At 67.4% G+C, this 19607-nt stretch carries 22 protein-coding genes; 12 read left to right on the plus strand and 10 right to left on the minus strand.

The genetic code is table 11. The annotated features are described in order from the left end of the window. Positions 1–37 precede the first annotated feature (37 nt). The gene (locus NR810_RS38620) at positions 38–574 is read right to left on the minus strand and encodes a hypothetical protein (RefSeq protein ID WP_257459960.1); all 537 of its coding nucleotides are present in this window, start codon (positions 572–574) and stop codon (positions 38–40) included. A 660-nt stretch (positions 575–1234) separates the two neighbouring features. On the opposite strand from NR810_RS38620, the gene hflX reads away from it, so the two are divergent. Continuing rightward, positions 1235–2659: a GTPase HflX gene (gene hflX, locus NR810_RS38625; RefSeq protein ID WP_257459961.1), complete on the plus strand. Its 1425-nt coding sequence runs from the start codon at positions 1235–1237 to the stop codon at positions 2657–2659. Between the two features lie 16 nt (positions 2660–2675). On the opposite strand, the gene NR810_RS38630 is transcribed toward hflX, so the two are convergent. Further along, a complete protein-coding gene (locus tag NR810_RS38630) occupies positions 2676–3689 on the minus strand; it encodes a pyridoxamine 5'-phosphate oxidase family protein (RefSeq protein ID WP_257459962.1) in 1014 nt (337 codons plus the stop codon). 210 nt (positions 3690–3899) lie between these two features. On the opposite strand from NR810_RS38630, the gene NR810_RS38635 reads away from it, so the two are divergent. The 3 genes from NR810_RS38635 to NR810_RS38645 are packed head-to-tail and all read left to right on the plus strand — an operon-like array spanning position 3900 to position 6253. Then, positions 3900–4643 (plus strand): AraC family transcriptional regulator, encoded by a 744-nt coding sequence (locus tag NR810_RS38635; RefSeq protein WP_257459963.1) that lies wholly within the window; start codon positions 3900–3902, stop codon positions 4641–4643. A gap of 35 nt (positions 4644–4678) precedes the next feature. Continuing rightward, entirely contained in the window at positions 4679–5173 is a 495-nt protein-coding gene (locus NR810_RS38640; RefSeq protein ID WP_257459964.1) for a hypothetical protein, read from the plus strand. Positions 5174–5197: 24 nt separating this feature from the next. After that, positions 5198–6253, plus strand: a complete 1056-nt coding sequence (locus NR810_RS38645; RefSeq protein ID WP_257459965.1) for a hypothetical protein — start codon at positions 5198–5200, stop codon at positions 6251–6253. Positions 6254–6286: 33 nt separating this feature from the next. Here NR810_RS38645 and NR810_RS38650 read toward each other — a convergent pair whose 3' ends face one another. Both NR810_RS38650 and NR810_RS38655 read right to left on the minus strand, forming a co-directional pair. Continuing rightward, complete coding sequence (locus NR810_RS38650; RefSeq protein ID WP_257459966.1) at positions 6287–6826, minus strand: hypothetical protein; 540 nt, start codon at positions 6824–6826, stop codon at positions 6287–6289. A 36-nt stretch (positions 6827–6862) separates the two neighbouring features. Then, a complete protein-coding gene (locus NR810_RS38655; RefSeq protein ID WP_257459967.1) occupies positions 6863–8179 on the minus strand; it encodes a hypothetical protein in 1317 nt (438 codons plus the stop codon). Between the two features lie 877 nt (positions 8180–9056). Between NR810_RS38655 and NR810_RS38660 the strand changes: the two genes are divergently transcribed. Further along, positions 9057–9419 carry a hypothetical protein gene (locus NR810_RS38660; protein ID WP_257459968.1) on the plus strand — a complete coding sequence of 121 codons (363 nt, stop codon included), beginning with the start codon at positions 9057–9059 and terminating at the stop codon, positions 9417–9419. 61 nt (positions 9420–9480) lie between these two features. Here the strand turns inward: NR810_RS38660 and NR810_RS38665 are convergent, their stop codons facing one another. Beyond that, positions 9481–9801 (minus strand): P1 family peptidase, encoded by a 321-nt coding sequence (locus tag NR810_RS38665; protein WP_257459970.1) that lies wholly within the window; start codon positions 9799–9801, stop codon positions 9481–9483. Between the two features lie 56 nt (positions 9802–9857). Further along, entirely contained in the window at positions 9858–10316 is a 459-nt protein-coding gene (locus tag NR810_RS38670; RefSeq protein ID WP_257459971.1) for a GNAT family N-acetyltransferase, read from the minus strand. 109 nt (positions 10317–10425) lie between these two features. On the opposite strand from NR810_RS38670, the gene NR810_RS38675 reads away from it, so the two are divergent. Both NR810_RS38675 and NR810_RS38680 read left to right on the plus strand, forming a co-directional pair. Beyond that, a complete protein-coding gene (locus NR810_RS38675) occupies positions 10426–11151 on the plus strand; it encodes a MerR family transcriptional regulator (RefSeq protein ID WP_257459972.1) in 726 nt (241 codons plus the stop codon). Beyond that, positions 11145–12086, plus strand: a complete 942-nt coding sequence (locus NR810_RS38680; protein WP_257459973.1) for an alpha/beta fold hydrolase — start codon at positions 11145–11147, stop codon at positions 12084–12086. The genes NR810_RS38675 and NR810_RS38680 overlap by 7 nt, the downstream gene beginning before the upstream one ends. A 478-nt stretch (positions 12087–12564) precedes the next feature. Here the strand turns inward: NR810_RS38680 and NR810_RS38685 are convergent, their stop codons facing one another. After that, positions 12565–12963, minus strand: coding sequence for a hypothetical protein (locus NR810_RS38685; protein WP_257459974.1), 399 nt, complete (start codon positions 12961–12963; stop codon positions 12565–12567). A 101-nt stretch (positions 12964–13064) separates the two neighbouring features. Then, positions 13065–13574, minus strand: coding sequence for an HD domain-containing protein (locus tag NR810_RS38690; RefSeq protein ID WP_257459975.1), 510 nt, complete (start codon positions 13572–13574; stop codon positions 13065–13067). A gap of 115 nt (positions 13575–13689) precedes the next feature. Between NR810_RS38690 and NR810_RS38695 the strand changes: the two genes are divergently transcribed. The 5 genes from NR810_RS38695 to NR810_RS52910 all read left to right on the plus strand — a co-directional run bounded on the left by NR810_RS38695 (position 13690) and on the right by NR810_RS52910 (position 18292). Further along, positions 13690–14199 (plus strand): MarR family winged helix-turn-helix transcriptional regulator, encoded by a 510-nt coding sequence (locus NR810_RS38695; protein ID WP_257459976.1) that lies wholly within the window; start codon positions 13690–13692, stop codon positions 14197–14199. A 38-nt stretch (positions 14200–14237) separates the two neighbouring features. Continuing rightward, positions 14238–14582, plus strand: coding sequence for an antibiotic biosynthesis monooxygenase family protein (locus NR810_RS38700; RefSeq protein WP_257459978.1), 345 nt, complete (start codon positions 14238–14240; stop codon positions 14580–14582). Between the two features lie 302 nt (positions 14583–14884). Next, positions 14885–16954: a Calx-beta domain-containing protein gene (locus NR810_RS38705; protein ID WP_257459979.1), complete on the plus strand. Its 2070-nt coding sequence runs from the start codon at positions 14885–14887 to the stop codon at positions 16952–16954. A gap of 179 nt (positions 16955–17133) precedes the next feature. Continuing rightward, entirely contained in the window at positions 17134–17748 is a 615-nt protein-coding gene (locus NR810_RS38710; protein WP_257459980.1) for a hypothetical protein, read from the plus strand. 223 nt (positions 17749–17971) lie between these two features. Next, positions 17972–18292: a GNAT family N-acetyltransferase gene (locus NR810_RS52910; protein WP_257459981.1), complete on the plus strand. Its 321-nt coding sequence runs from the start codon at positions 17972–17974 to the stop codon at positions 18290–18292. On the opposite strand, the gene NR810_RS38720 is transcribed toward NR810_RS52910, so the two are convergent. Further along, positions 18219–18617 (minus strand): VOC family protein, encoded by a 399-nt coding sequence (locus tag NR810_RS38720; RefSeq protein WP_257459982.1) that lies wholly within the window; start codon positions 18615–18617, stop codon positions 18219–18221. The two genes, NR810_RS52910 and NR810_RS38720, sit on opposite strands and share 74 nt — an antisense overlap. Positions 18618–18951: 334 nt before the next feature. Continuing rightward, a complete protein-coding gene (locus tag NR810_RS38725) occupies positions 18952–19560 on the minus strand; it encodes an HD domain-containing protein (RefSeq protein WP_257459983.1) in 609 nt (202 codons plus the stop codon). Positions 19561–19607 lie beyond the last annotated feature (47 nt).

The following is a 19607-nucleotide window of genomic DNA, read 5'->3' on the forward strand; positions in this document are numbered from 1 at the left end:
CTCACCAGGCGCCCCACCGGGTCAATGCCTGGATCGCTCAAGGCCGAGGCTGAACACGCTCTAGTGGATGCTTCAAACCGGGCATCGCCAATGGCTCCATCCACGTCTCGGTCTGTTCGAAGGTCCCATCCTCGTCCGTATCGAGCCAGATACGAACACGGAACTTGTCTCCTTCGGCGAAGACGGTCCGCAGATGGTCGAAGATGCCGTTACGATCCGTATCTTCGAAGAACCGACCGTTACCATCCTCCTGGGCGAGCAGCTCTGGCCGACCATCCTGGTTGGAATCAATGGCCGTAATGAGCACCTCGTTTGAGAGGGTATCCGCGAGCCCCTCCGGATGCCCGTCCCCATCTTGATCCATCAGAAGGCGCCGACAACCATCGGACAGGACGTACTCCGCCCAGGTCTCCGCCTTCCGCACCAGCACGCCGCGCTGTATGGGCGAGTTGTACTCGTCATACAACCGCAGCATCTCCGTAGTGGCATGGGCTCTCCAACCCATCTGCTGTACCGGCCCCTGCTTTCCGAATGTGATACATCCCGTGAAGACGAAAGCCAGGATGGAAGACATCAAAGCGCGAATTTTCATTGGCACATCGGTAGCTTTACATCGCAGTTGTTCGACAATGGTGGTGTCGAAGTACAGGGCACGTCATTCGATCGGCTTGCAGACGAAGGACATGTCTCACAGCAAGAGCCTTGCTGTTGAGTATACCGCATCTTTTGGATCTCCATCGTTATGGTTCGCGCCTGAAATGACGATCTCGGTGACAACTCATGAAAAACCGTCTCGCAATTTGCGTCAGCGGGCTCTGTGGTGAGAGAAGTCCAGGGTTGCGGATGGCGTCCAAGGAGTGAGACGGCAGGCACCCTGAAAGGGTGTCAAGGAATTCGAGCGACACGACCCGGAACGACACGTGGCGGGAAGGAGAAGAGAGGAACGCGGGCTGAGAAGTCCCCCCGCCTCCACCGAGCCGCCGCCTCTCGGAAGGCCGCGACGAAAGCCCGGTACTGCTCGCGCAACTCCTTCAACGCCTGGCGTGTGGAGGCATGCCCCAGTGGCCGCGGGCTGCGCTCGAGGTGCTCGGACCGGGTAGGCGGGTGCTGGGCCCGCACAGTCCGTGTCCCCAGCGCGGGTGTACCCCGTGCTCGAGCCTGGCTTCCACCCCCTCCACCCGTGGCGCTTCCAGTGCGACTCCAGATAGGGGGCCCGGCGTGGTACGAGGGAGTCATGTCGAAATCCTCTTCCCCGCGCCCGCTCGCCGTGCTGGTGGGCGTGCAGCTCCCTGGCGTCTCGGACACCGAACACGCCGCCGACCTCGCTGAGCTGGGGCGGCTGGTGCACACGCTCGGCTACGAGGTCTCCGCGACCGTGAGCCAGCGCCGTGAACGCCTCGCGGCGGGAACGGTCCTCGGGACCGGAAAGCTCGCGGAGCTGGCCCAGCTCACTGGAGGCCGCGGCACCGTGCCCTCGGGGGCGCAGGGACGGAAGTCGAAGGCGCGTGAGCGCTGGGAGGCCGAAGCGGAAGAGGCCGGGGAGCAGGAGGCCGAGGCCGAAGCGGACGAGGAAGTCGCGGAGGACGACGAGGGCCCCATGGAGGAACTGGCGGCCGAGGCCAGCGAGGAGCAACCCGCGGGGAGGCCCACGGTGGTGGTGGTCGACCATGAGCTGTCGCCCAGCCAGCTGCGCAACCTGGAGCGGGCCACTGGCGCGCAGGTGTTCGACCGCACGGGCGTCATCGTGGACATCTTCCACCGTCACGCGCGGAGCCGAGAGGCGAAGATGCAGGTGGAGATCGCACGGCTCAACTACCTCGCCCCGCGCCTGCGCGAGTCGACGGGGAGCAGCGAGCGACAACAGGGCCGGGGCTCGGGTGATTCGGCGGTGGAGCTGGATCGCCGCAAGATTCGCGACCGGATCGCCGAGCTGCGCGAGGGGCTCGCGGCCATCCAGCAGGACCAGGAGCACCGGCGCTACGCCCGGAGGGACCAGCTGCGGGTGGCGCTGGTCGGGTACACCAACGCGGGCAAGTCCTCGCTCATGCGTGCCCTGACGGGCAGCGAGGTGCTGGTGGCGGATCAGCTCTTCGCCACGCTCGACACCACGGTGCGGGCGCTGCAACCGGAGACCCGCCCGCGAGTACTGGTCTCGGACACGGTGGGCTTCATCCAGAAGCTGCCGCATGACCTCGTGGCCTCGTTCCGCTCCACGCTGGATGAGGCGCTGGAGGCATCCCTGCTGCTCTACGTGGTGGATGGCTCCGACCCCACCTGGGAGGCCCAGCTCGAGGTCACCCGCTCGGTGCTCCGGGAGATTGGAGCGCAGAGCGTCCCGAGCCGGCTGTTGTTCAACAAGGCGGACCGGCTCACGCCCGAGGCCCGGGAGGCCCTGCTCCAACAACATCCCGAGGCCATCGTCCTCTCGGCGCACGCACCGGACGACGTCGAGGCGCTCCGCCAGACGATCATCGAGTTCTTCGAGCGCTCGATGGTCGAGGAGGAGCTGGTGATTCCCTACGCCCGCCAGGCGCGCATTGGAGAGGTGTACGAGCATGCCCGGGTCCTCTCCGAGGCCTACGACGAGACCGGCCGGCGGCTGAAGGTCCGGGCGCTCCCAGCGGCAATGGCCCGGTTGACCCGAGCCTTCGAGACGTGAGCGCCCGCCGCATACGTCAGTAGAGGTTGGTCTTGTAGTCCTTCTCCAAGCCCTTCTGCAGAAGGCCGGTAACGCCGGGAACGGACAGGACCGCGCCCGCCAGCCTGGCACCGAGGCCCTTATCGCTATTCAGCTTGATGTGCGCGACGAACACCTTCGCCGGGTCGATGTCCTCGGTACGCGCTTTGACTGGCCAGAGATTGGCGCGGACGAGCGCGGGGCTCTCGCGCAGGTCGATGGTTGGGTCATCGATTCCGGTGACCAGCGTCGGCGTCTTGCCCTGGACGACGAATTGCGCGCGCACCGCCTCATCGGTCGTGATCCGCGCGACCCCCGATAGATGAGCGACGTGCGTCGAACCGGGAATCAGGAGCGCGGCGGCGATGCGCGGCTGGGCGATGATGTTGCGGAAGCTGTCCACACGGCGGTTTCCCGGGCGATCGGCGAACCAGGCGCTGCCGTTCGTGAGGCTCGCCATCGTGCCAGCCGGATCCCCCTTGGGGCTGAGGTCGGCGCGTCCCTGCGCGTCGATCGTCGCCAGCGCCATGAAGCGGCTGGCGGAAAGGAAGGCCGCAGCATCCCGCGGCGTGGCCGCGCCAGGCGAAGCAGCCCAGAAGTCCGAGCGGATCAGCGCCTTGGCGCAATGGCCATAGCATTCCTCGACCGTGATGCGGAGCTCGCCATCGCTCGCCTTCGCCACCCTGCCGTTGACGCGCAGGGTTTCTCCGATGCCGGGGAGCAGGAACAACGCGCCGAACCCCATGCCCGGCCGGGCCAGCGTCGGGTCGTCGAGCAGCGCGGTGGGCAGTCGCAGCTCGCGAGCGTCGCCCCCAGCGAAACCGGGGTGGCCGCCGCCGAGGGTGATGCCGATGCGGGGGGGATCCCCGAACCCGGCGAACATCAGGGGCGACGCGGCGAGCCAGCGCAGCGCGCCTTCGTCCAGATGATCGATGACCTTGAGGTTCACCGGCGCCGGCGTCTTGCCGATGCAGGCTTCCAGCGCGGCAATCGTGCTGATGGAGTCGCTCATCGTTCGCTCCTTCTGATGAGGATGGAAGGTGTGGTCTCTGTCCCTTCAAACTGACCGGATTTTCGTTTGACCGCATTACGAAACCCGGTCAACTTGTTTCGAGATTCAGCCACGGCGCTGAATCGACCCCGAATGCGCCTCCCGGAACTTTCCCCCCACCTTCTCGAGGTCGATCCGGATGATGTCCCCCGACCCGTCCTGGTGGTCGGGATGGGGCTGGTGACTGGAGGGCTCGAGCTGAACTTTCACACCCACCGCAAGGCACAGTTGTTCTTCATGCTCCGGGGCGAGGTGACTTGTGAGGCGTCAAACGCCCTGTGGCTCGTCCCACCCCAGTCGGCGCTGTGGATTCCAGGCGATACGAACCACAGCATCAAGGGCCGGGCACCTCTCGAAGGGCTCGCGCTGTTCGTGGAGCCCGAGGCGATCGCCACATTGCCCAGGGAATGCTGTGCGGTTTCCGTCAGCCCTCTGCTCCGGGAGCTGCTGTTCCGCGCCGCGACGCTGCCCGCGCTGTATCCACTCGACGGGCCCGAGGCCCGGCTCGTCGCCGTGCTGCTCGATGAACTGGCGGCGGCTCAGGTGGAGAATCTGCGGCTTCCCATGCCCACGGACGCGCGGCTTCGGCGGCTCGTCGAGATGATCACCGCCCATCCGGCGGACGGCTCGACCATGAAGGAATGGGCGAGGCGGATTGGCGTTGGCGAGCGGACGCTGAGCCGCCTGCTCGTTCACGAGACCGGCATGAGCTTTGGCCGATGGCGCCAGCAACTTCACATCATCCTGGCGTTGCAATGGCTCACGCGGGGAGCCTCCGTGCAGAGCGTGGCGATCGACCTGGGTTACGAAAGCGCGAGCAGCTTCGTGACAATGTTTCGAAAGGCGCTCGGCACGTCGCCGGCGCGATACATCACGCGGCGGCTCGACCTTGCCAGATCTGACGCTGGCGACTGACTGCATGTGATATCCATGATACCCGGGAGGGCATCATGCTTCTGCACTTCATTTCCGATCTGCTCCGCAACCCGGGTCTCCAGCGGGAGTTCTCCAAGGCTCCGAAGGCCACGATGGCGAAGGCCGGCCTGTCCGAGCAACAGCAGGAAGCGCTGCACAAGGGTGATCTCAACACGGTCACCGAGCTGATCCGGACGGAGCTCTCCAGCGTGGAGCTGTTCGCGGCGGTCTGGGTGAAGGCCGTGGTGGAGATCGCCTCGGTGGGACCGATCCAGGCCTCGCCGGGCGAGAAGATCCAGCTCACGGTCAAGGGGGACTTCTTCTCCCAGGGCGCGGTGGCGGTGCTCAAGATGGACAACATGGATCTCCCCGCGGCGACGGCCACCATCCACAACGCGGGCAACCGGGGCTCGAGCCTGACCGGCACGGTGCAGATCCCCTCGAACGCACCGGTCGGTGTGTACTCGGTGGTGGTGGTGAACCCGGACGGGTACTACGGGCTCAAGGAGAACGCCTTCACGGTCGCCTGAGCGCGCCAGGGTGAGTGCTTCCCGATGATCGTCCACAGTGAGGAGCTCCTGCGCCGCTTGCGGCCGGTATTGTCCGAGGTCCTGGTCTCCGAGGCGGCCCTGGGCCGCGTCCGGCTCGCGGCCAACCTGCTTCCGGAGGTGTCTGGGGGAATCTGCCTCGAGCTCCGACTGGAGGAGGGCGCCTCCCGGGTGGACTTCATGGTCTGCTGCATGCCCGGCGATGGGGGGCCCCAGGCCCTGGCGGAGGCACTCGCCGCGTCGCACGAGCGCTTGCCCGGGCCGCTCTGGGACGGCGTCCGCGCCTTTGCCCGGGAATGGGTGGAGCCGGGCTCGGTCCTGTCACGGGCTCCCATCTTCTGGCTCGAGTACGACCTGGAGGAGCCGCTGTCCGGTCCGCCCAGGCCCATTCCCTTCGTCTGTGTCCAGCCTCGCTTCGATCAGCAGCCGCCCACCTCCCGGCGGCTCTCGGGCGCCACCCATGAGGAGCCACTGCAACTCACCTGGCGGGCCCTGGAAGTGCTCCAGGGCAGGCCGGTGTCGCCCGCCATCGCGAGGATGATCTCCCGCTGCTTCGAGCTCCTGCCCGACATGGGCGAGATGGGCCATGTCGCGTCGCTCGCGGCTCGAGGCTCCGAGCGGGTGCGGCTCGCCATCTGCGCACCGAGGACCGAGCTGGGAGCGTACCTCGAGCGGCTCGGGTGGCCAGGTCCTCGCGCACGGATCGAGGAGATCGCCGAGCGCTGGCTGTCCCCCGTGCACTCGGTGGATTTGAGCCTGGACATCGGAGAGGACATTGGCCCCACCGTCGGGTTCGGTACGGCGCTGCCCAACGCGCCGCACGGGACGTGGGCGCAGGCGCTGCTCCAGCGGCTGGTGGAGGCCGGGCTGTGCGCGCCCGCCAGGCGCGACGCGGTGCTGGCATGGCCGGGCTCGGAGCGGGCCGTCCTCGACGGTCATCAGTGGCCGAGCAAGCTGTGCCGGACGATGGGCGTGAAGCTGGTGTGCCAGCCCGAGGGGCCGCTCACGGCGAAGGCGTATCCCTACTTCGAGTGCCGCTTCTCCCTGCGCCGGGATGACTGAGCCCCGTGTCTGCCGGGGCTCTTTGGCCGGGCCTCAGCCGGTGACGGACGCCGGAGGGGCCACCGGCAGGTCGAAGTCGCGCGTGAGGATGAACGAGCGCGAGCCCAGCTCGGTCTTCACGAAGCCCGAGACGAGCCCCTTGACCTTGGAGCCGTGGAGCGCGGGATTGAAGAGCTGGGTGCTGGCGAAGCCATTGAGGCTGGTGCCGGGCGCGGAGTCCATCGCGTTGAGGCTGGTCGAGCCGGAGCAGTACTGCAGGTGGGGATCCCGGGGATCGACCGCGGCGACGAGGAGGTAGGTGACCGCGTCCGAGGGCGCCTTCGGCTTCACCGTGCAGGAGATGGACAGCCGGCCGCCCGCGTAGGTCACCACCCAGTCGGACTCGGCCACGGTGTCGAGGTTGGAGTAGCTGGGCGGGGGCGCGGCCTGGGCGGGCGCGGTCTTCGCGGGAGTGGCGGCGAGCGCTGGCACGGAGGCGGTCGCCAACAGCGCGGTGGCCCCGCGCAGGATGTCGCGGCGGGAGGGGGACGGGCCGGCCTCGTCCGCGAGGGTCTCGTGGGTATGGGTGTCCATGTCGGAGCCCAGCTTGCCGCGCACCGCGAGCGCGGGCTAGCCCTTGCAGGCAGTGGAGGGCTGGGGGAAGGCGCCGAGCGGGAGGAACCAGACGGAGTCGTGGCCCCGTTGCCTGGCCGTGTCGTGGCAGGCCATGCACGAGGTGTCCGTCGAGTGCTGGAACCAGGTCTCGAGCGCCACGTTGGCCGTGTTCGTCTGGGGGCGCGGCGCGCGCGTGCTGGGGAAGGTCCGTTCGCCCTGGCCCTTTTCGTCCGCGAGCGGCCACTGGGTCAGCACCAGTTGGTAGTTCTCCCAGACGGTCCCCTTCACGCCCGGGGCCTCGTGGTAGTCCTGGTTCGTCCGCCAGGTCGAGGCGGCGATGGGCCTCACGCGCACCACCTGTGTGGGGGCCGGGTGCGGCCGTGGTGGATTGCACGGACCGAGCGGCCTGTCCATCCGCGAGGGGGGCGTGCGCGGATCTCCGTCATGGAGCGAGTACGGCGGCCTTGCCCGGCTCCGCTCACCTTCCAGCGCGGGAACGTTGTCGACGTGCTCGAAGCTGGACCAGACCCAGTCCGGAAAGTTCCGGACCTTGTTCACGATGTGGAGGCCGATCAGGCCCACCTCGGCCGGGCCGCAGCGGCCGGTGAGGGGGTCGAGCAGGTGGGCCCGGGTGATGTAGAAGCGGCGCCGTTGCTCCGGCGGCACGTTCGTCATCACGCGCCAGGCGGCCTTGACCTGGATGGAGCCGGTGGGGAAGCGCAACGGCGGGTCCTTTTCGCCGGGCAGGTTCTCGCGCAGGTACAACGGCCCCCGGTAGGGCGCGGGGGGCCGGGTGATGAACTCGAAGCCGGTCCTGTTCACCCGCGTCTCGTAGCGGATGTACTCGCGATCCTGGCTCACGAGCGGACCAATGGCGGTGCCCGGGCCCGCCTGGTTGAGGCCGTGGTACCTGTCGAACGAGGCCAGGTATTTGTCGTAGGGGATCCGCCGGAGACCGGGCTCACAAGGCGAGGGCGTGTCGAAGCTCTTCCAGCCGGCCGGAGCCCCGCCCTGGGGGAGGAACAGCTCGTCATCCGCCTTCCACGTCTCCCAGACGCGGGGGGAGGAGACCTCGCCGTACTCCTTGCTCACGTCGGGGAGCCCTCGGGGGAGCCCGTCCGGGTCGACCTTCGCGGACCAGGTCAACGCGATGAACTCGCGCCAGGAGAAGTCGTCGAAACGCGGCAGATCCTCCTCGGGGGTAGGGGCATCCGCCTTGATGTCGATCGGGATGTTCGGCGCGACGGTGGGGGAGGGACGTGCGTCGCCGGGCCGGGCCCAGGCGGGCAACCCCAGCGTGAGCAGGACCGCGACGAGGTTTCGATTTCGCATCGGGGCAGGAGCAGGTTCCTGCGCTCCGCCGCGCCGCGCAAGCCCTTCGAGCGCTCCTCGCTCGTCACGAGTGGATGGGGCCGGGCTACTGCGCAGGAGCGAAAGCGCTGGATGTGTTCGCTTGCCCTCGGTGTGGATGCAGGAGCAGGCCGGTATATTTTGAGGCTGCTGCCTTACCGCAAAAGTTGGCAGCATACCCTACTGTCCACGTAACCGGGGCAAGCCCAGGCAGCAGCCTCTGAGCCGACATTTCCGACCTATGGAGTTTGACGGGCGAGGGACGCACGAAGCACAGTCACTTGACAAGTGACCTCCAAGGAATGCCATGGACACCCAGAAGGGACCGCTCCTCTGCTGCTGGCTCTTGTGCTTCGTCGGCGCCCTGTCGGGTGGCGGCTGCGCGTCTTCTGGTTCAAGCCGTCGTGAAAGCGTCCCCGGAGACAGAGAGTTGGCAGAGCAACTGCCAGACGAAAGTGTTTACAAGAATGCAGCGGAGAAGCTCTTGAAATTCCTGGCCAGGCAACGGAAGGCAGGCTCAGGCGCTATTCAAGCGTCCGGGAAGGACGGGATATATCCCGTGTACGAGTGCATGGAGCACGGATGCCCCGATAGTGTGTTTTGCGAAGAGGTCGACGCCTATTGCCACGTCACCCACTGCGGCGAAAAAACTGCTCCTTCTGTCCGGAGCCATTTCCAGAAGCCTTGAAAAATCTCGTCTTCAAACAGTGGTGCCAATTTGATTGCCTGCGGGGCTCCGTCCGAGTCGGGGCGGCACTTGGCTTTGTTCCGAGCATCGGGAAGGGATTGTTCATCGGTCCATATTGCATCAGTGAATAGGCCTTCGCGGACAGCAAGGATGCACAACCAAAGGTCGCAAATGTCTTCAACGCCCCCCGCAGAGAAAGCCGCTCGCATTGCCGGTGCCCTCAATGGCTTGGGCTACATTGCAATGGGGCACCCGCTCGAGCCGGCCCGCAGCTCCAAGGGTGATGCAAAACTAAGGGAGCAGCTTCATGAGGATGCAACCATCGTTCTTGATTTGATTGAAAATGAGGCGACGCGCAAATCACCGGCGACTCGCCGCTCCGCGGAATGCAAGGTCGCGCTTTCTCGCTATCGAGACCTGGTGAAGTCCATTGATTTCGATGATGCAGCGAGCATGACCAGTCTCAAGGCATATGCTCGGCAGGCGCTCGAGGCCTTTATCGGGGAAACGCTTCCCGAAACGTTGCCTGAGTGAGGCGATACAGACTCTGTTCTGCGCTCTCGAAGCGGCAAGCTTCATGGAAACGCCACCTTGCCTATTGTGGAGGCGGCATCGTGCTGGTGAGCAGAAGTGGCGTCTCCAGCTCTCCCAGCTCGTTCACCTGCGTCACTCCGAGCAGTTTGCCAAAGCCGTTGCCGACGACGATCGCCGCTGGTACGCGCTCGTGGAAGAGGTTGCCCGCATGCGGTCGGATCGCGGTGACGCCGGTGCGCACGGAGCCGCCCTCGATGACGGTGGTGTGGCCCACGAGCACGCCCGCCACGTCGGTGAGCGCGTTGTTCGCGCCCGGGTGGAAGATGCCCGGAGCGATGCCGAGCTCGCGGGCCCGGACGGGTTCCTGGACGGGAGAGGTCATGGGCCCCGAGCATAGATGCTCCGGGACTGGGCTCCGGAGTGGGAGCGCGCTCCAGGTCAGAGCGGCCTGCTCATTCGCAACAGCTCGTAGTTCCAGCCTGCTGTCTCGTAGAGCTTCCGCGCGCGCTCGTTTCCCGGGAAGACGGCCAGCGTCAGCCGTTCGCAGCGCTGCTCCCTCCCGAACTCCTCGGCGAACGCCAGCAGTCGGCGTGCGTGGCCGCGCCCCTCATGTCCCTGCGCTACCGCCAGATCCGAGACATGGCAATTGCGACCGCCACTGAAGAAGTCCTCCATCACCAGAAGGTGAATGAAGCCGGCACGGGTGCCATCGTCTTCCTCCAGAATGAAGAAGAAGGAGTTTGCCGGCCGCTCCTCCACATGGCGCTCGAGGTCTCGGCGGATGCCGGCCTCGACGACCTCCCTTGGTCGACCCGGCGGCAGCGGGAAGTCAGTAAAGCGGTTGGCAAGTCCGATGATGAACGTGTGGTCCGAGGCGGTGATGGGGCGGATGAGCATGGTCTGGTGCGGAACTGGGGCAGTCTCACTCTCTAGACGTCAGGCGCTGCGCAAGTCCTTCCGGTGACCTTGCACCTGACGCAACGTCAGGTTGTACCGTACGCCGGCCATGAAGGAACGAACGACGAGTCGACGACGCTGGCGGATCGGCGACCTGGCGGCTGCCACCGGATTGACGGTGCGCACCCTTCACCACTACGAGCACATCGGGCTGCTCGCGCCAGCGGCGCGGACGGAGGGTCACCAACGGCTCTACGACGAGCACGACGTGCGCCGCCTCTACCGCATCCGCGCGCTGCGCGATCTGGGCCTGTCGCTCGCGGAGATCGGCCGCATGCTCGAGGACGACAGCGCCGCACTCGGCGACGTCTTGCGTGCCCACCTGGCCCGCGTCGACGCCGAGCTTCAGCGGCTCGGGCGGCTTCGCGCGCTCCTCGACCGCGCGTGCGCGCAGGCGGACCGCGCCGTCGAACCCGACGACCTGCTCGCCACGATCGAGGCGATGTCCCTGGTCGCTCGCCGCATCGACGCCCGCGGCACGAACGGCCGTACACCCGACGACGCCGAGTCCCGCTGGCGAGCGCTCGCCAACGAGCTTCGTGCCTGCATGGAGGCGGGAGCCGCCCCGTCGACACCGCGCGTCCGTGCCGTGGCCCGCGTGGCGCTGGCGTGGCTGCGTGACTTCGCTGGTGGCGATCGTGCGACGTTGGACGCGCTCGCGCGCCTGCGCCAGGTGGATCCCCCCCAGCACCTCGCCGGGTGGGACCCCGAGTTGATGCGGTACCTCAACCAGGCCCTTGCCTGCCTTCACGAGACGGAGCACGAACCATGCTGAACGAACTCATCGCGACCGACGTCGGTCCGTCACACCTCGACATCGCCTACGAGCGGCTCGGCAATCCGGCACACCCGACGGTCTTGCTGGTGATGGGCCTCGCCGCCCAGCTCGTGCACTGGCCGCTCGGCTTCCTCCAGGCGCTCGTCCAACGCGACCTGCATGTCGTGCGCTTCGACAACCGCGACTCGGGACGCTCCACGCACCTGCGGGATGCCCCACCCGCCAACCTGCCCGCGGCGCTCGGGGGTGATCTGTCATCGGTCTCGTACACCCTCTCCGACATGGCCGCTGACGCGGTCGGCCTGCTCGACGTGCTGAAGGTCGACGCCGCTCACGTCGTGGGGGCCTCGATGGGCGGCGCGATCGCACAGACCCTGGCGATCGAGCACCCGAAGCGGGTGTGCTCGCTCACGTCCATGATGTCGACGACCGGCGACATGACTGTCGGACAAGCCCATCCCGCGACGATGAAGTCGGTGTTCGGGGGCCCCCCGGCACACACACGCGAGGAGGTCGTCGCACGTGCCGTGCGTGCGTTCGGAATCATCGGCTCGCCCGCATTCCCGAGCGACCAGGCCGCTGTGGCCGAGCGGGCCGGGCTCGCGTACGACCGCGACCACGACGAGGCCGCGGTCGCGCGGCAGGCCGTGGCGTCGGTCGCGTCCGGCGACCGCACCCGGCTGCTGCGCACGCTCGACGTACCGACGCTCGTGCTGCACGGGCTCGCCGACACGCTGTGTGACCCCAGCGGCGGGCGCGCCACGGCGGCTGCCATTCCCGGTGCCGAGCTCGTGCTCATCGAGGGGATGGGGCACGATCTCCCTCGTGGTCTATGGGAGCGAATCGCCGACCACATCGCCGAGGTCGTGCGGCGCGGCGAGGCACGGGCACGACTCGCGGGCGGCGCGACGACTGCGCTGGCGCAGCCGTAGCACCCGCTGCTGGCTCGGCGCAGCGCATCGACATCTCACCGTACTCCCAGGACCACGGCACGCCGGTCTCGCCGAGCAACTGCCTCACCAGCCCTGGAAACAGCGCCTCGGCCTTCACATCGTTGGCCAGCAGCACGACGCAGGCGCGGCGGCGCTCGACGCAGACCCAGGTGTTGCCGGTGGTGTCGTCATGGCCGCCCTTGAAGAAGCCGCGGCCCTGCGGGCCGTCGAAGACGATCACGCCCAGGCCGGCGGCGAGGTCCGGGCGCCGTTGTGCCGGTGCCAGTTCCGGCTGGAGGGTGGGGAACTGCTGCGCGCCGACAGGCCCTCGCCACGCATGAAGCCGGCGGCGAAGCGGAAGATCGATCAGCGCAGCGGGCTGTGCGCCCTCATCAGCGAGACGAAGCCATCGCCGCCCGGCGTGGTACCGGGTCAGGAGCTCGCGCATGCGGTCCACCGGAAGTGGCTCGAGCGTGCTTCACCCCGCCTCACGGTCCTCGCGCGTAGACGGAGCCATGGGGAGGACGGTGAGCTGGTACGCGCAGAAGAAGGTGGCTCCGTGGAAGGTGGCCTGGAGCAGGAACGGCGTGGGCTGGACGGGCAACAGCTCGGGATGCGCATGGAGCCAGGCGAGCGCCTCCGTGGCGTTCGAGGGATGGCAGAACACCGCCAGCCCCAGCAACACGGCGACGTAGAAGAAGCTCACCAGGCGGTTGGCCGGGGAACTCACCAGCTCGTTGAGCCATGGCCCCAGCCGCGAGCGCAGCCGCGGAAACACGAACCTCTTGTTCATCGTTGCGGCGAGCGCGCCGAGCATGAGCGGCGCCGCGAGCTCGAGCAGGAGGGTGACGTCACGAAGCAGGGTCGGTTTGTCCATCGAGGCGACCATGGCCCGGGTGCCCGGACGAAGCAAATGGACTGCCCACGCGATGGCCCCCCACCGGGTGCCATCACATGTTTCAGCCCGGGCTCGCTGTCTCAGCCCTGTCCCGGCGCGCCGGGCCGCAGCTTCTCCAACTCCGCGAGCAATGCTGTCAGCTCGGGTGTCTCCAGCGCCTTGTGCACCGAGGCGAAGAACTGTGACAGGTCCCCCGCGCCCTGGTGCTCGTAGATGGTGGCTTGCAGCCCCATCTCCAGCCGGTCCACCTGTCGCACCAGCCGGGCCTCGAAGGACGTGCCGTTCTCGAACTCCTCCCAGAGCGCGAGGTACTCGGCGCCTCGCGGCAGCTTGGCGAGGATGCGCTCCACGGCCTGCCGCTCGCGCTGGAGCTTCTCCTCCCGGCTCACCGGGTCGTGCGGCGTGATGTCTCCGGCGTACGCCTCCCCCAGGTCGTGCCAGAGAGGGTGTCGAAAAATTCGAGCGACACGACCCGGAACGACACGTGGCGGGAAGGAGAAGAGAGGAAAGAGGGCTGCGCAGTCCCCTCGCCTCCAAGGGGGCCGGCGTTGGTCGTCCAGGCGAAGCGCGGCGAGCCCCCCGCGGGTCAAAAGAGTTCCTTCCCGGGGAGGACGCAGGTTGCGAATTCTTGTCGCAGGCCGGTCCTCCGGGACCCCTCATTTTCCCGTTGCAGGCAGGGAGGAGGGTGGTTAGGCTCCTAACGATATGGCGCTCGAGCTACAACGACTCCCGGGACACGAGACCATCCAGAAGGATGTGGAGCGGTACGCGGAGGCGGACGCGTCGGCGGTGGAGACGTGCCTGCACCTGCTGCACATCGCGGGGGAGGTGGAGGCGGCCTACGGAGCGCACCTGGCGAGGCATGGCCTGTCCCAGGCGCGCTTCATCGTCCTCATGCAGTTGCAGCGGGAGGAGGAGGGCCTGCGGCCGGCGGAGCTGGCCGAGCGGACGGGCGTCACCCGGGCGACGATGACGGGGCTGCTGGACGGGCTGGAGCGGGAGGGCCTCATCCTGCGCAGGGCGCACGCCGAGGACGGGCGCATGTCGGTGGTGCGCTTGTCGGCCAAGGGGCGCCAGAGGCTGGAGGGGCTCCTGCCGGACCACTACCGCCGCACCAGCGCCCTGATGAGTGGCCTGTCCGCCGAGGAGCGCCAGCAGCTCCAATCCCTGCTCACCCGGGTCGCCGTCGGCATCCCCCGCGTGCGCGACCCCTGAGCCTCTTTTTTTACCCAGATGGTTAGGAGCCTAATCATATGAACGCAGTCACCACGACGATCGATCCGCGCAGCGGTCTGTGCACCCTCATCAACGTCTTCACCGTGGAGCCGGAGCGGCAGGAGGCGTTGGTGAAGCTGTTGGAGGAGGCGACGGAGCAGGTGATGCGGCACCTGCCGGGGTTCGTCTCGGCGAACCTCCACCGGGGCCTGGACGGCACCCACGTGGCCAATTACGCGCAATGGGCGAGCCGGGAGTACTTCGAGGCCATGCTGCGCAACCCCCGGGCGCAGGAGCACATGCGGGCCGCGGCGGCGATGGCGCAGAAGTTCGAGCCGCACCTCTACGAAGTGGCCTCCACGCACCAGCGCGAGGAGGCGTGAGAAAGCGAATCACCGGGCCGGCGAGACGACCGGAGCGATGCCGTGCTCGCGGGCCCGGATGGGTACCTGCACGGGAGAGGTCATGGGCCCCGAGCATAGGCGCGGCGCCACGAGCCGTAAGCGGCGAGCCCAGCGCTTGGCTTCGAAGCAGGACAGTGCCAGTCAGGCGAGCACGGCCCCGCCCACCAGTGCGTCACCAGGCCTGGCTCCGCGGGAAGGTTGGCGGACTTTGTCACATCGAACCGCGGTGCCGTCTTTTTTCTTGATGGAGTCCTGGCGACTCCAACTCGAGGGAGACGATCATGAGCACCGCCGCTGCCTGGATGAGTCTGGCCCTCCTCCTGACAATGGGGAGCTCGACCGCCTGGGCCGCGTCGACGGTGACGGTCTCCGCGCCAGAGGGGAGCGTGGCCTCCGAGATCGGCCCCACGCCCGGCTTCTTCGTGTTCACCCGGGAGGGGGACCTCTCCCAGCCCTTGACCGTGAACTACACCCTCGGTGGCACGGCCACGCGAGGCAGCGACTACCTCGTCTGGGAGACCCGCGCCACGTTCGAGCCCGGGGCCACGACGAGCCTCGTGACCGTCCTGCCGCGCAACGATGCCCTCCAGGAAGGCAACGAGAGCATCGTCCTCACCCTGGTCCAGGGCCCGGATTTCACCGTGGGCACGGCGGACAGCGCGTCCATCCCGGTGGCGGATGCCTTCTTCCAGAACTTCCCGGGGGTCATCGACAGCCCGGAGCTCGACCCACGGACGGGCCTGACGCGGGTCTCCCCGGATCTGCGCTACCTGGATGCGAGGGTGGATCCGGGCTCCGGCTCCCTCGTCATCCAGGTCGGCGTGGACGTGACCATGTTCTTCAACAACGTCGTCATCTATCTCGACACGGACCAGAACCCGGCCACCGGGGACTACCGGGCGGGGCACGTCGCAGGACAGGAGTACCGTCTCGACGCCGCCGCCGGACTCATCTCCGACTACCGGCTCTCCAGACTCCGCACGGTACCGCCCGTGGATCCCAGCGAGGCGGAACGGGACCCCGTCATCCGGATCCAGGGTGCCAGCACGAACAATGGCATCCTCACGCTGGTCGTCCCGCTCTCCGACATCGGGAACCCGGCCGCGGTGGACGTCTTCGCCATCTCGCACATCGGGAGCGCCGCGCTCACCGGGCAGGGAGTCGGTGACCGGGCCCCGGACTACGGCGCTCTCGATACGCGCAGCCAGCAGGTCGTCGTGCGCAGGCCGGGTGTGACGCAATACGTGCGACTGTCCGACCCACCGGGCGACAACGTGAACGGGTTCGACCTGCTCTTCGCCGACTTCTCCACCGTCGCCGACCAGTTCTTCATCACCCTGGGCTTCTCGCGACCCTTCGACCCGTCCAGGCCGACCCAGTTCCCGGGGCCCTCGGGCACAGTGCTGCTCGACAGCGACCGCCGCCTCCTCACCGGTGGGCTCTTCCTGGGAGATGACATCCCCACCTGGGGTGGCGACGTGCGGCTGTTCTACGAGATGGGCAGCTTCCAGGCGCCCATGGTCCTCGTCCAGCCCGACAACCTCGGCAACACCCTGGCTTTCGGACAGGACAAGAATGACGGGCGCTGGTTGGTCCAGGGAGGAGTCTTCTTCCTGGGCGGCTCGCTCAGCATCTTCGATCCCCTGCTCAAGCTCTACGACAGCGCGGGGGGCCTCCGGACGATCCGCATCCCCGGGGACGGACGCATGCACGTCCATACATTCACGCTCGGGAGCAACATCGGGAGGGACATCGCCGATACGCTCCCGGACGGAAAGAACATGGCCGACACCGTGAGTGCCCGGGTCCTGCGGCCGTTTTCCTGGGACCCCAACAACGCCCCCGTGCCCGACCCCGTGGAGTTCCCTCAACCCATCTCCGGCCAGGACCTGACGGGAATCCGGACGCAGCTCATCGAGGGCAACCTGGTCATCCAGGGCATCCTCAGCGCCTGGTCGAATACAGACATCGGCAACCTCTTCCAGGTCTTCATGGACACGGACCACGATACCGGCACGGCCCCGCACGGCGTGGTGTCCAACGGCCCGGGTGCACCCATCGGCGTGGACTACGAGCTCCGGCTCGTCTCGGACACCACGGGCACCGCCCCGGTCTACTACGCGCAGCTGCTCTTCGCCGATGGAACCCGGACGCGCAACGACGCGCTCATCCTCCCCCAACCAACGTTCAGCCTGGCCCAACCGGGCAGCTTCACCGTGACCCTTCCGCTGGCCGCCATCGGCAATCCGTCCCGACTGCGCCTCTACGTGGCGACGAGCGTCTACCCCGCGCCCGGCCTGCTCGACCTCGCCCCTCCGCAGCCGCTGGAGATCCTCATCCCGGGACAGTGAGACAACGCTCCCAGTTGTTCTCTCATCTGTGCCAATGGCTGCGTTTGTAACGACTGCAGATCCTGTATCCAGTCACTCGGCATGGAGGGCCCGGGGGCACCTCCGTCGGTCAGCCAGGGGCCCACTGCCCACGGGGGCGGCGCCGCGCTACAGTCCGCTCCCTTCGGAGCAACGGACACATGGCGACGCACAGGACCTGGCGATTCGAGCTGGCAGGACAGAAGCACACGGTGGAGTGGGAGCGGACGGGGACGGAGCGGGTGCGCGTCCTCGTGGATGAGCAGCCGGTGGTGGACGAGAAACCCCTCGTCCCGGCGCCCCGGTACGAGCTCACCGTGGCGGGCCAGCCCGCCCTCCTCCACATCCCCCCGGACAGCGTCTCCCAGGAGTATGAGCTGGTGCTGGCCGGCCAGAATGGCGGGCGCGGCGCGCCCGCCTCGGCGAAGGAGATCGCCGAATCGGAGCGCAGGGTCAACGAGGCCGGGGCCGCCGAGGATCGCCTCCGCGCCCGTCTGCTGGGCCTCGGTCTCGTGGTGGCGGGAGCGGTGATGGCGGGCCTGGTGTCGTACACCCTCGAGAAGGATGGGAGCTACAGGCCCGTGGGCATCATGGCCGCCGCCGCGGCCATACCGTCCGGGCTCGCCATGATGGTGCTCGGCGAGTGGGAGCCGGGCGCGAAAGAGGGAGCGGACGAGGACACCCACTCCATCCCGTGGAGGACGAAGGTGGTCATGGCGCTCGGTACGGCGGGCGCCATCGTCGGCATGGGGATGGCCGTCGGCCTGCTGTGGTAGAGCTGAAATGAGGGGAGCCCTCCCACGCGAGCGGGGCTGGGCCCGCGCAGGCAATTGAGACCCGGGAGTGGATGCGTTTGGGCGGGGCGCTATTCAGCGGAGCGCTAACTGCCTGTCCCAGGCAGCCAGCCTCCTCCGGAACGCATTCGTCCAAGCGGGTGAAGACCTCGACGAACAGGTGCACCCGCCAGCGAGGGCCAGGCGGGAGGAATTCAGCCCCTGAGTGCATCACCAGCACCTCGCCGGGCTCCACCTGGCGCAGCTGCCGGGGCTGACTTTCTTCGAGCAGAACCGCCGCTGCGAGATCGGCTACGCGCTCGCCAGCCGCCACAGGGGTGAAGGTTATGCGACCGAAGCGCTGCGCGCGGCGATCCGCCATGGCTTCGACGCCCTGAACCTGAACCGCCTCGAGGCCGACATCGACCCGCGCAACATCGGCTCGGCGCGGGTGCTGGAAAAGGCCGGCCGCATCAGGCCTGCGGCGCCGTCCAGACCAGGTTCCACAGGTGGCCGTCGAGGTCCTCGAAGCCCTGGTCATACATGAAGCCGTGGTCCTCGGGCGGATGCGGAGTACGGCCGCCAGCGGCGACGGCCTTGGCGATCAGACTGTCCACTTCTTCCCGGCTCTCGCAGCTCAGGCAGATGACGACCTCGTTGGCCTCCTTCGCCTGCACGACGGGCTTGTCGATGAGGGTCTTGAAGAACGCTTCGGTCGTCAGCATGGCATGAATGCTGCCATCCGCGATGACCATGAACGCCGCGCTCTCGTTGCTGAATTGTGGATTGAAGCTGAAGCCGAGAGCGGAAAAGAAGGCCTTGGATTTGTCCAGGTCCTTGACCGGCAGGTTGAAGATGATCTGCTTGTTCATGACGTCCCCATGTCGAAAGGTGAGTTGAATAACGGGTCCTGCATCCGGACGACGAATGATGACGGATGAGATCGACAAGCACGCGAAGAATTTTCGCCGCGATGGCGCTCACCAGACCGCTTCGCTGTTGCGCCACGCCGGCAGTTCTCGCACACGGTCGAACCACGCCAGCAGATGCGGGTAGTCCGGGTCGAGCGGGTAGACGGTCTGGCCCCGCTTGCGCCTCGGGCGAAGGCAGCGGGCAACTTCTAGCGGAGGCGGCGGGAATCGAACCCGCCGCCGGAACCTACCGGCGAGAGCGCTCGCTCTCAGGTTTCAGCCTGGGCTCGCTGTCTCAGCCCTGTCCCGGCGCGCCGGGCCGCAGCTTCTCCAACTCCGCGAGCACTGTCTTCAGCTCGGGTGTCTCCAGCGCCTTGTGCACCGAGGCGAAGAACTGTGACAGGTCCCCCGCGCCCTGGTGCTCGTAGATGGTGGCTTGCAACCCCATCTCCAACCGGTCCACCTGCCGCACCAGCCGGGCCTCGAAGGACGTGCCGTTCTCGTACTCCTCCCAGAGCGCGAGGTACTCGGCTCCTCGCGGCAGCTTGACCAGGATTCGCTCCACGGCCTGCCGCTCGCGCTGGAGCTTCTCCTCACGGCTCACCGGGTCGTGCGGCGTGATGTCTCCGGCGTACGCCTCACCCAGATCGTGCAGCAGCGCGATGCGCACCACCTTCGACGCATCCGCCTCGGGGAAGTAGCTGTCCGCGAGGAACAGGCACAGCAGCGCCACTCCGAACGAATGTTCGGCGACGCTCTCGCACTTCTCCCGGGAGAGGCCGACGCGCAGCCACCCCTGCCGGTAGAGCTGCTTGAGGTGGTTGAGCTCGAAGTACGCCTCGATGAGCGGGAGGGTACGCCGGCCCTGAAGATGCGTGATGGGGGGAGCGGCCTTCGTCTGCATGGTTCTTCACCTCGGAGGGCCGGACGATACCGGCGGGCCCTCGAACG

It is taken from the genome of Archangium lipolyticum, from assembly GCF_024623785.1.
Taxonomy (GTDB): Bacteria; Myxococcota; Myxococcia; order Myxococcales; family Myxococcaceae; genus Archangium; species Archangium lipolyticum.

Excerpts from the sequence above, each read along its gene's own strand:
- NR810_RS38725 (WP_257459983.1), bottom strand. The coding sequence starts at position 19,560 with ATGCAGACGAAGGCCGCTCCCCCCATCACGCATCTTCAGGGCCGGCGT.
- NR810_RS38670 (WP_257459971.1), bottom strand. The coding sequence starts at position 10,316 with ATGCTCATCCGCCCCATCACCGCCTCGGACCACACGTTCATCATCGGA.
- NR810_RS38700 (WP_257459978.1), top strand. The coding sequence starts at position 14,238 with ATGAACGCAGTCACCACGACGATCGATCCGCGCAGCGGTCTGTGCACC.
- NR810_RS38710 (WP_257459980.1), top strand. The coding sequence starts at position 17,134 with ATGGCGACGCACAGGACCTGGCGATTCGAGCTGGCAGGACAGAAGCAC.
- NR810_RS38620 (WP_257459960.1), bottom strand. The coding sequence starts at position 574 with ATGTCTTCCATCCTGGCTTTCGTCTTCACGGGATGTATCACATTCGGA.
- NR810_RS38685 (WP_257459974.1), bottom strand. The coding sequence starts at position 12,963 with ATGGACAAACCGACCCTGCTTCGTGACGTCACCCTCCTGCTCGAGCTC.
- NR810_RS38630 (WP_257459962.1), bottom strand. The coding sequence starts at position 3,689 with ATGAGCGACTCCATCAGCACGATTGCCGCGCTGGAAGCCTGCATCGGC.
- NR810_RS38695 (WP_257459976.1), top strand. The coding sequence starts at position 13,690 with ATGGCGCTCGAGCTACAACGACTCCCGGGACACGAGACCATCCAGAAG.
- hflX (WP_257459961.1), top strand. The coding sequence starts at position 1,235 with ATGTCGAAATCCTCTTCCCCGCGCCCGCTCGCCGTGCTGGTGGGCGTG.
- NR810_RS38640 (WP_257459964.1), top strand. The coding sequence starts at position 4,679 with ATGCTTCTGCACTTCATTTCCGATCTGCTCCGCAACCCGGGTCTCCAG.
- NR810_RS38675 (WP_257459972.1), top strand. The coding sequence starts at position 10,426 with ATGAAGGAACGAACGACGAGTCGACGACGCTGGCGGATCGGCGACCTG.
- NR810_RS38650 (WP_257459966.1), bottom strand. The coding sequence starts at position 6,826 with ATGGACACCCATACCCACGAGACCCTCGCGGACGAGGCCGGCCCGTCC.
- NR810_RS38665 (WP_257459970.1), bottom strand. The coding sequence starts at position 9,801 with ATGACCTCTCCCGTCCAGGAACCCGTCCGGGCCCGCGAGCTCGGCATC.
- NR810_RS38660 (WP_257459968.1), top strand. The coding sequence starts at position 9,057 with ATGTCTTCAACGCCCCCCGCAGAGAAAGCCGCTCGCATTGCCGGTGCC.
- NR810_RS38655 (WP_257459967.1), bottom strand. The coding sequence starts at position 8,179 with ATGCGAAATCGAAACCTCGTCGCGGTCCTGCTCACGCTGGGGTTGCCC.
- NR810_RS38635 (WP_257459963.1), top strand. The coding sequence starts at position 3,900 with ATGGGGCTGGTGACTGGAGGGCTCGAGCTGAACTTTCACACCCACCGC.
- NR810_RS38705 (WP_257459979.1), top strand. The coding sequence starts at position 14,885 with ATGAGCACCGCCGCTGCCTGGATGAGTCTGGCCCTCCTCCTGACAATG.
- NR810_RS38645 (WP_257459965.1), top strand. The coding sequence starts at position 5,198 with ATGATCGTCCACAGTGAGGAGCTCCTGCGCCGCTTGCGGCCGGTATTG.
- NR810_RS38680 (WP_257459973.1), top strand. The coding sequence starts at position 11,145 with ATGCTGAACGAACTCATCGCGACCGACGTCGGTCCGTCACACCTCGAC.
- NR810_RS38720 (WP_257459982.1), bottom strand. The coding sequence starts at position 18,617 with ATGAACAAGCAGATCATCTTCAACCTGCCGGTCAAGGACCTGGACAAA.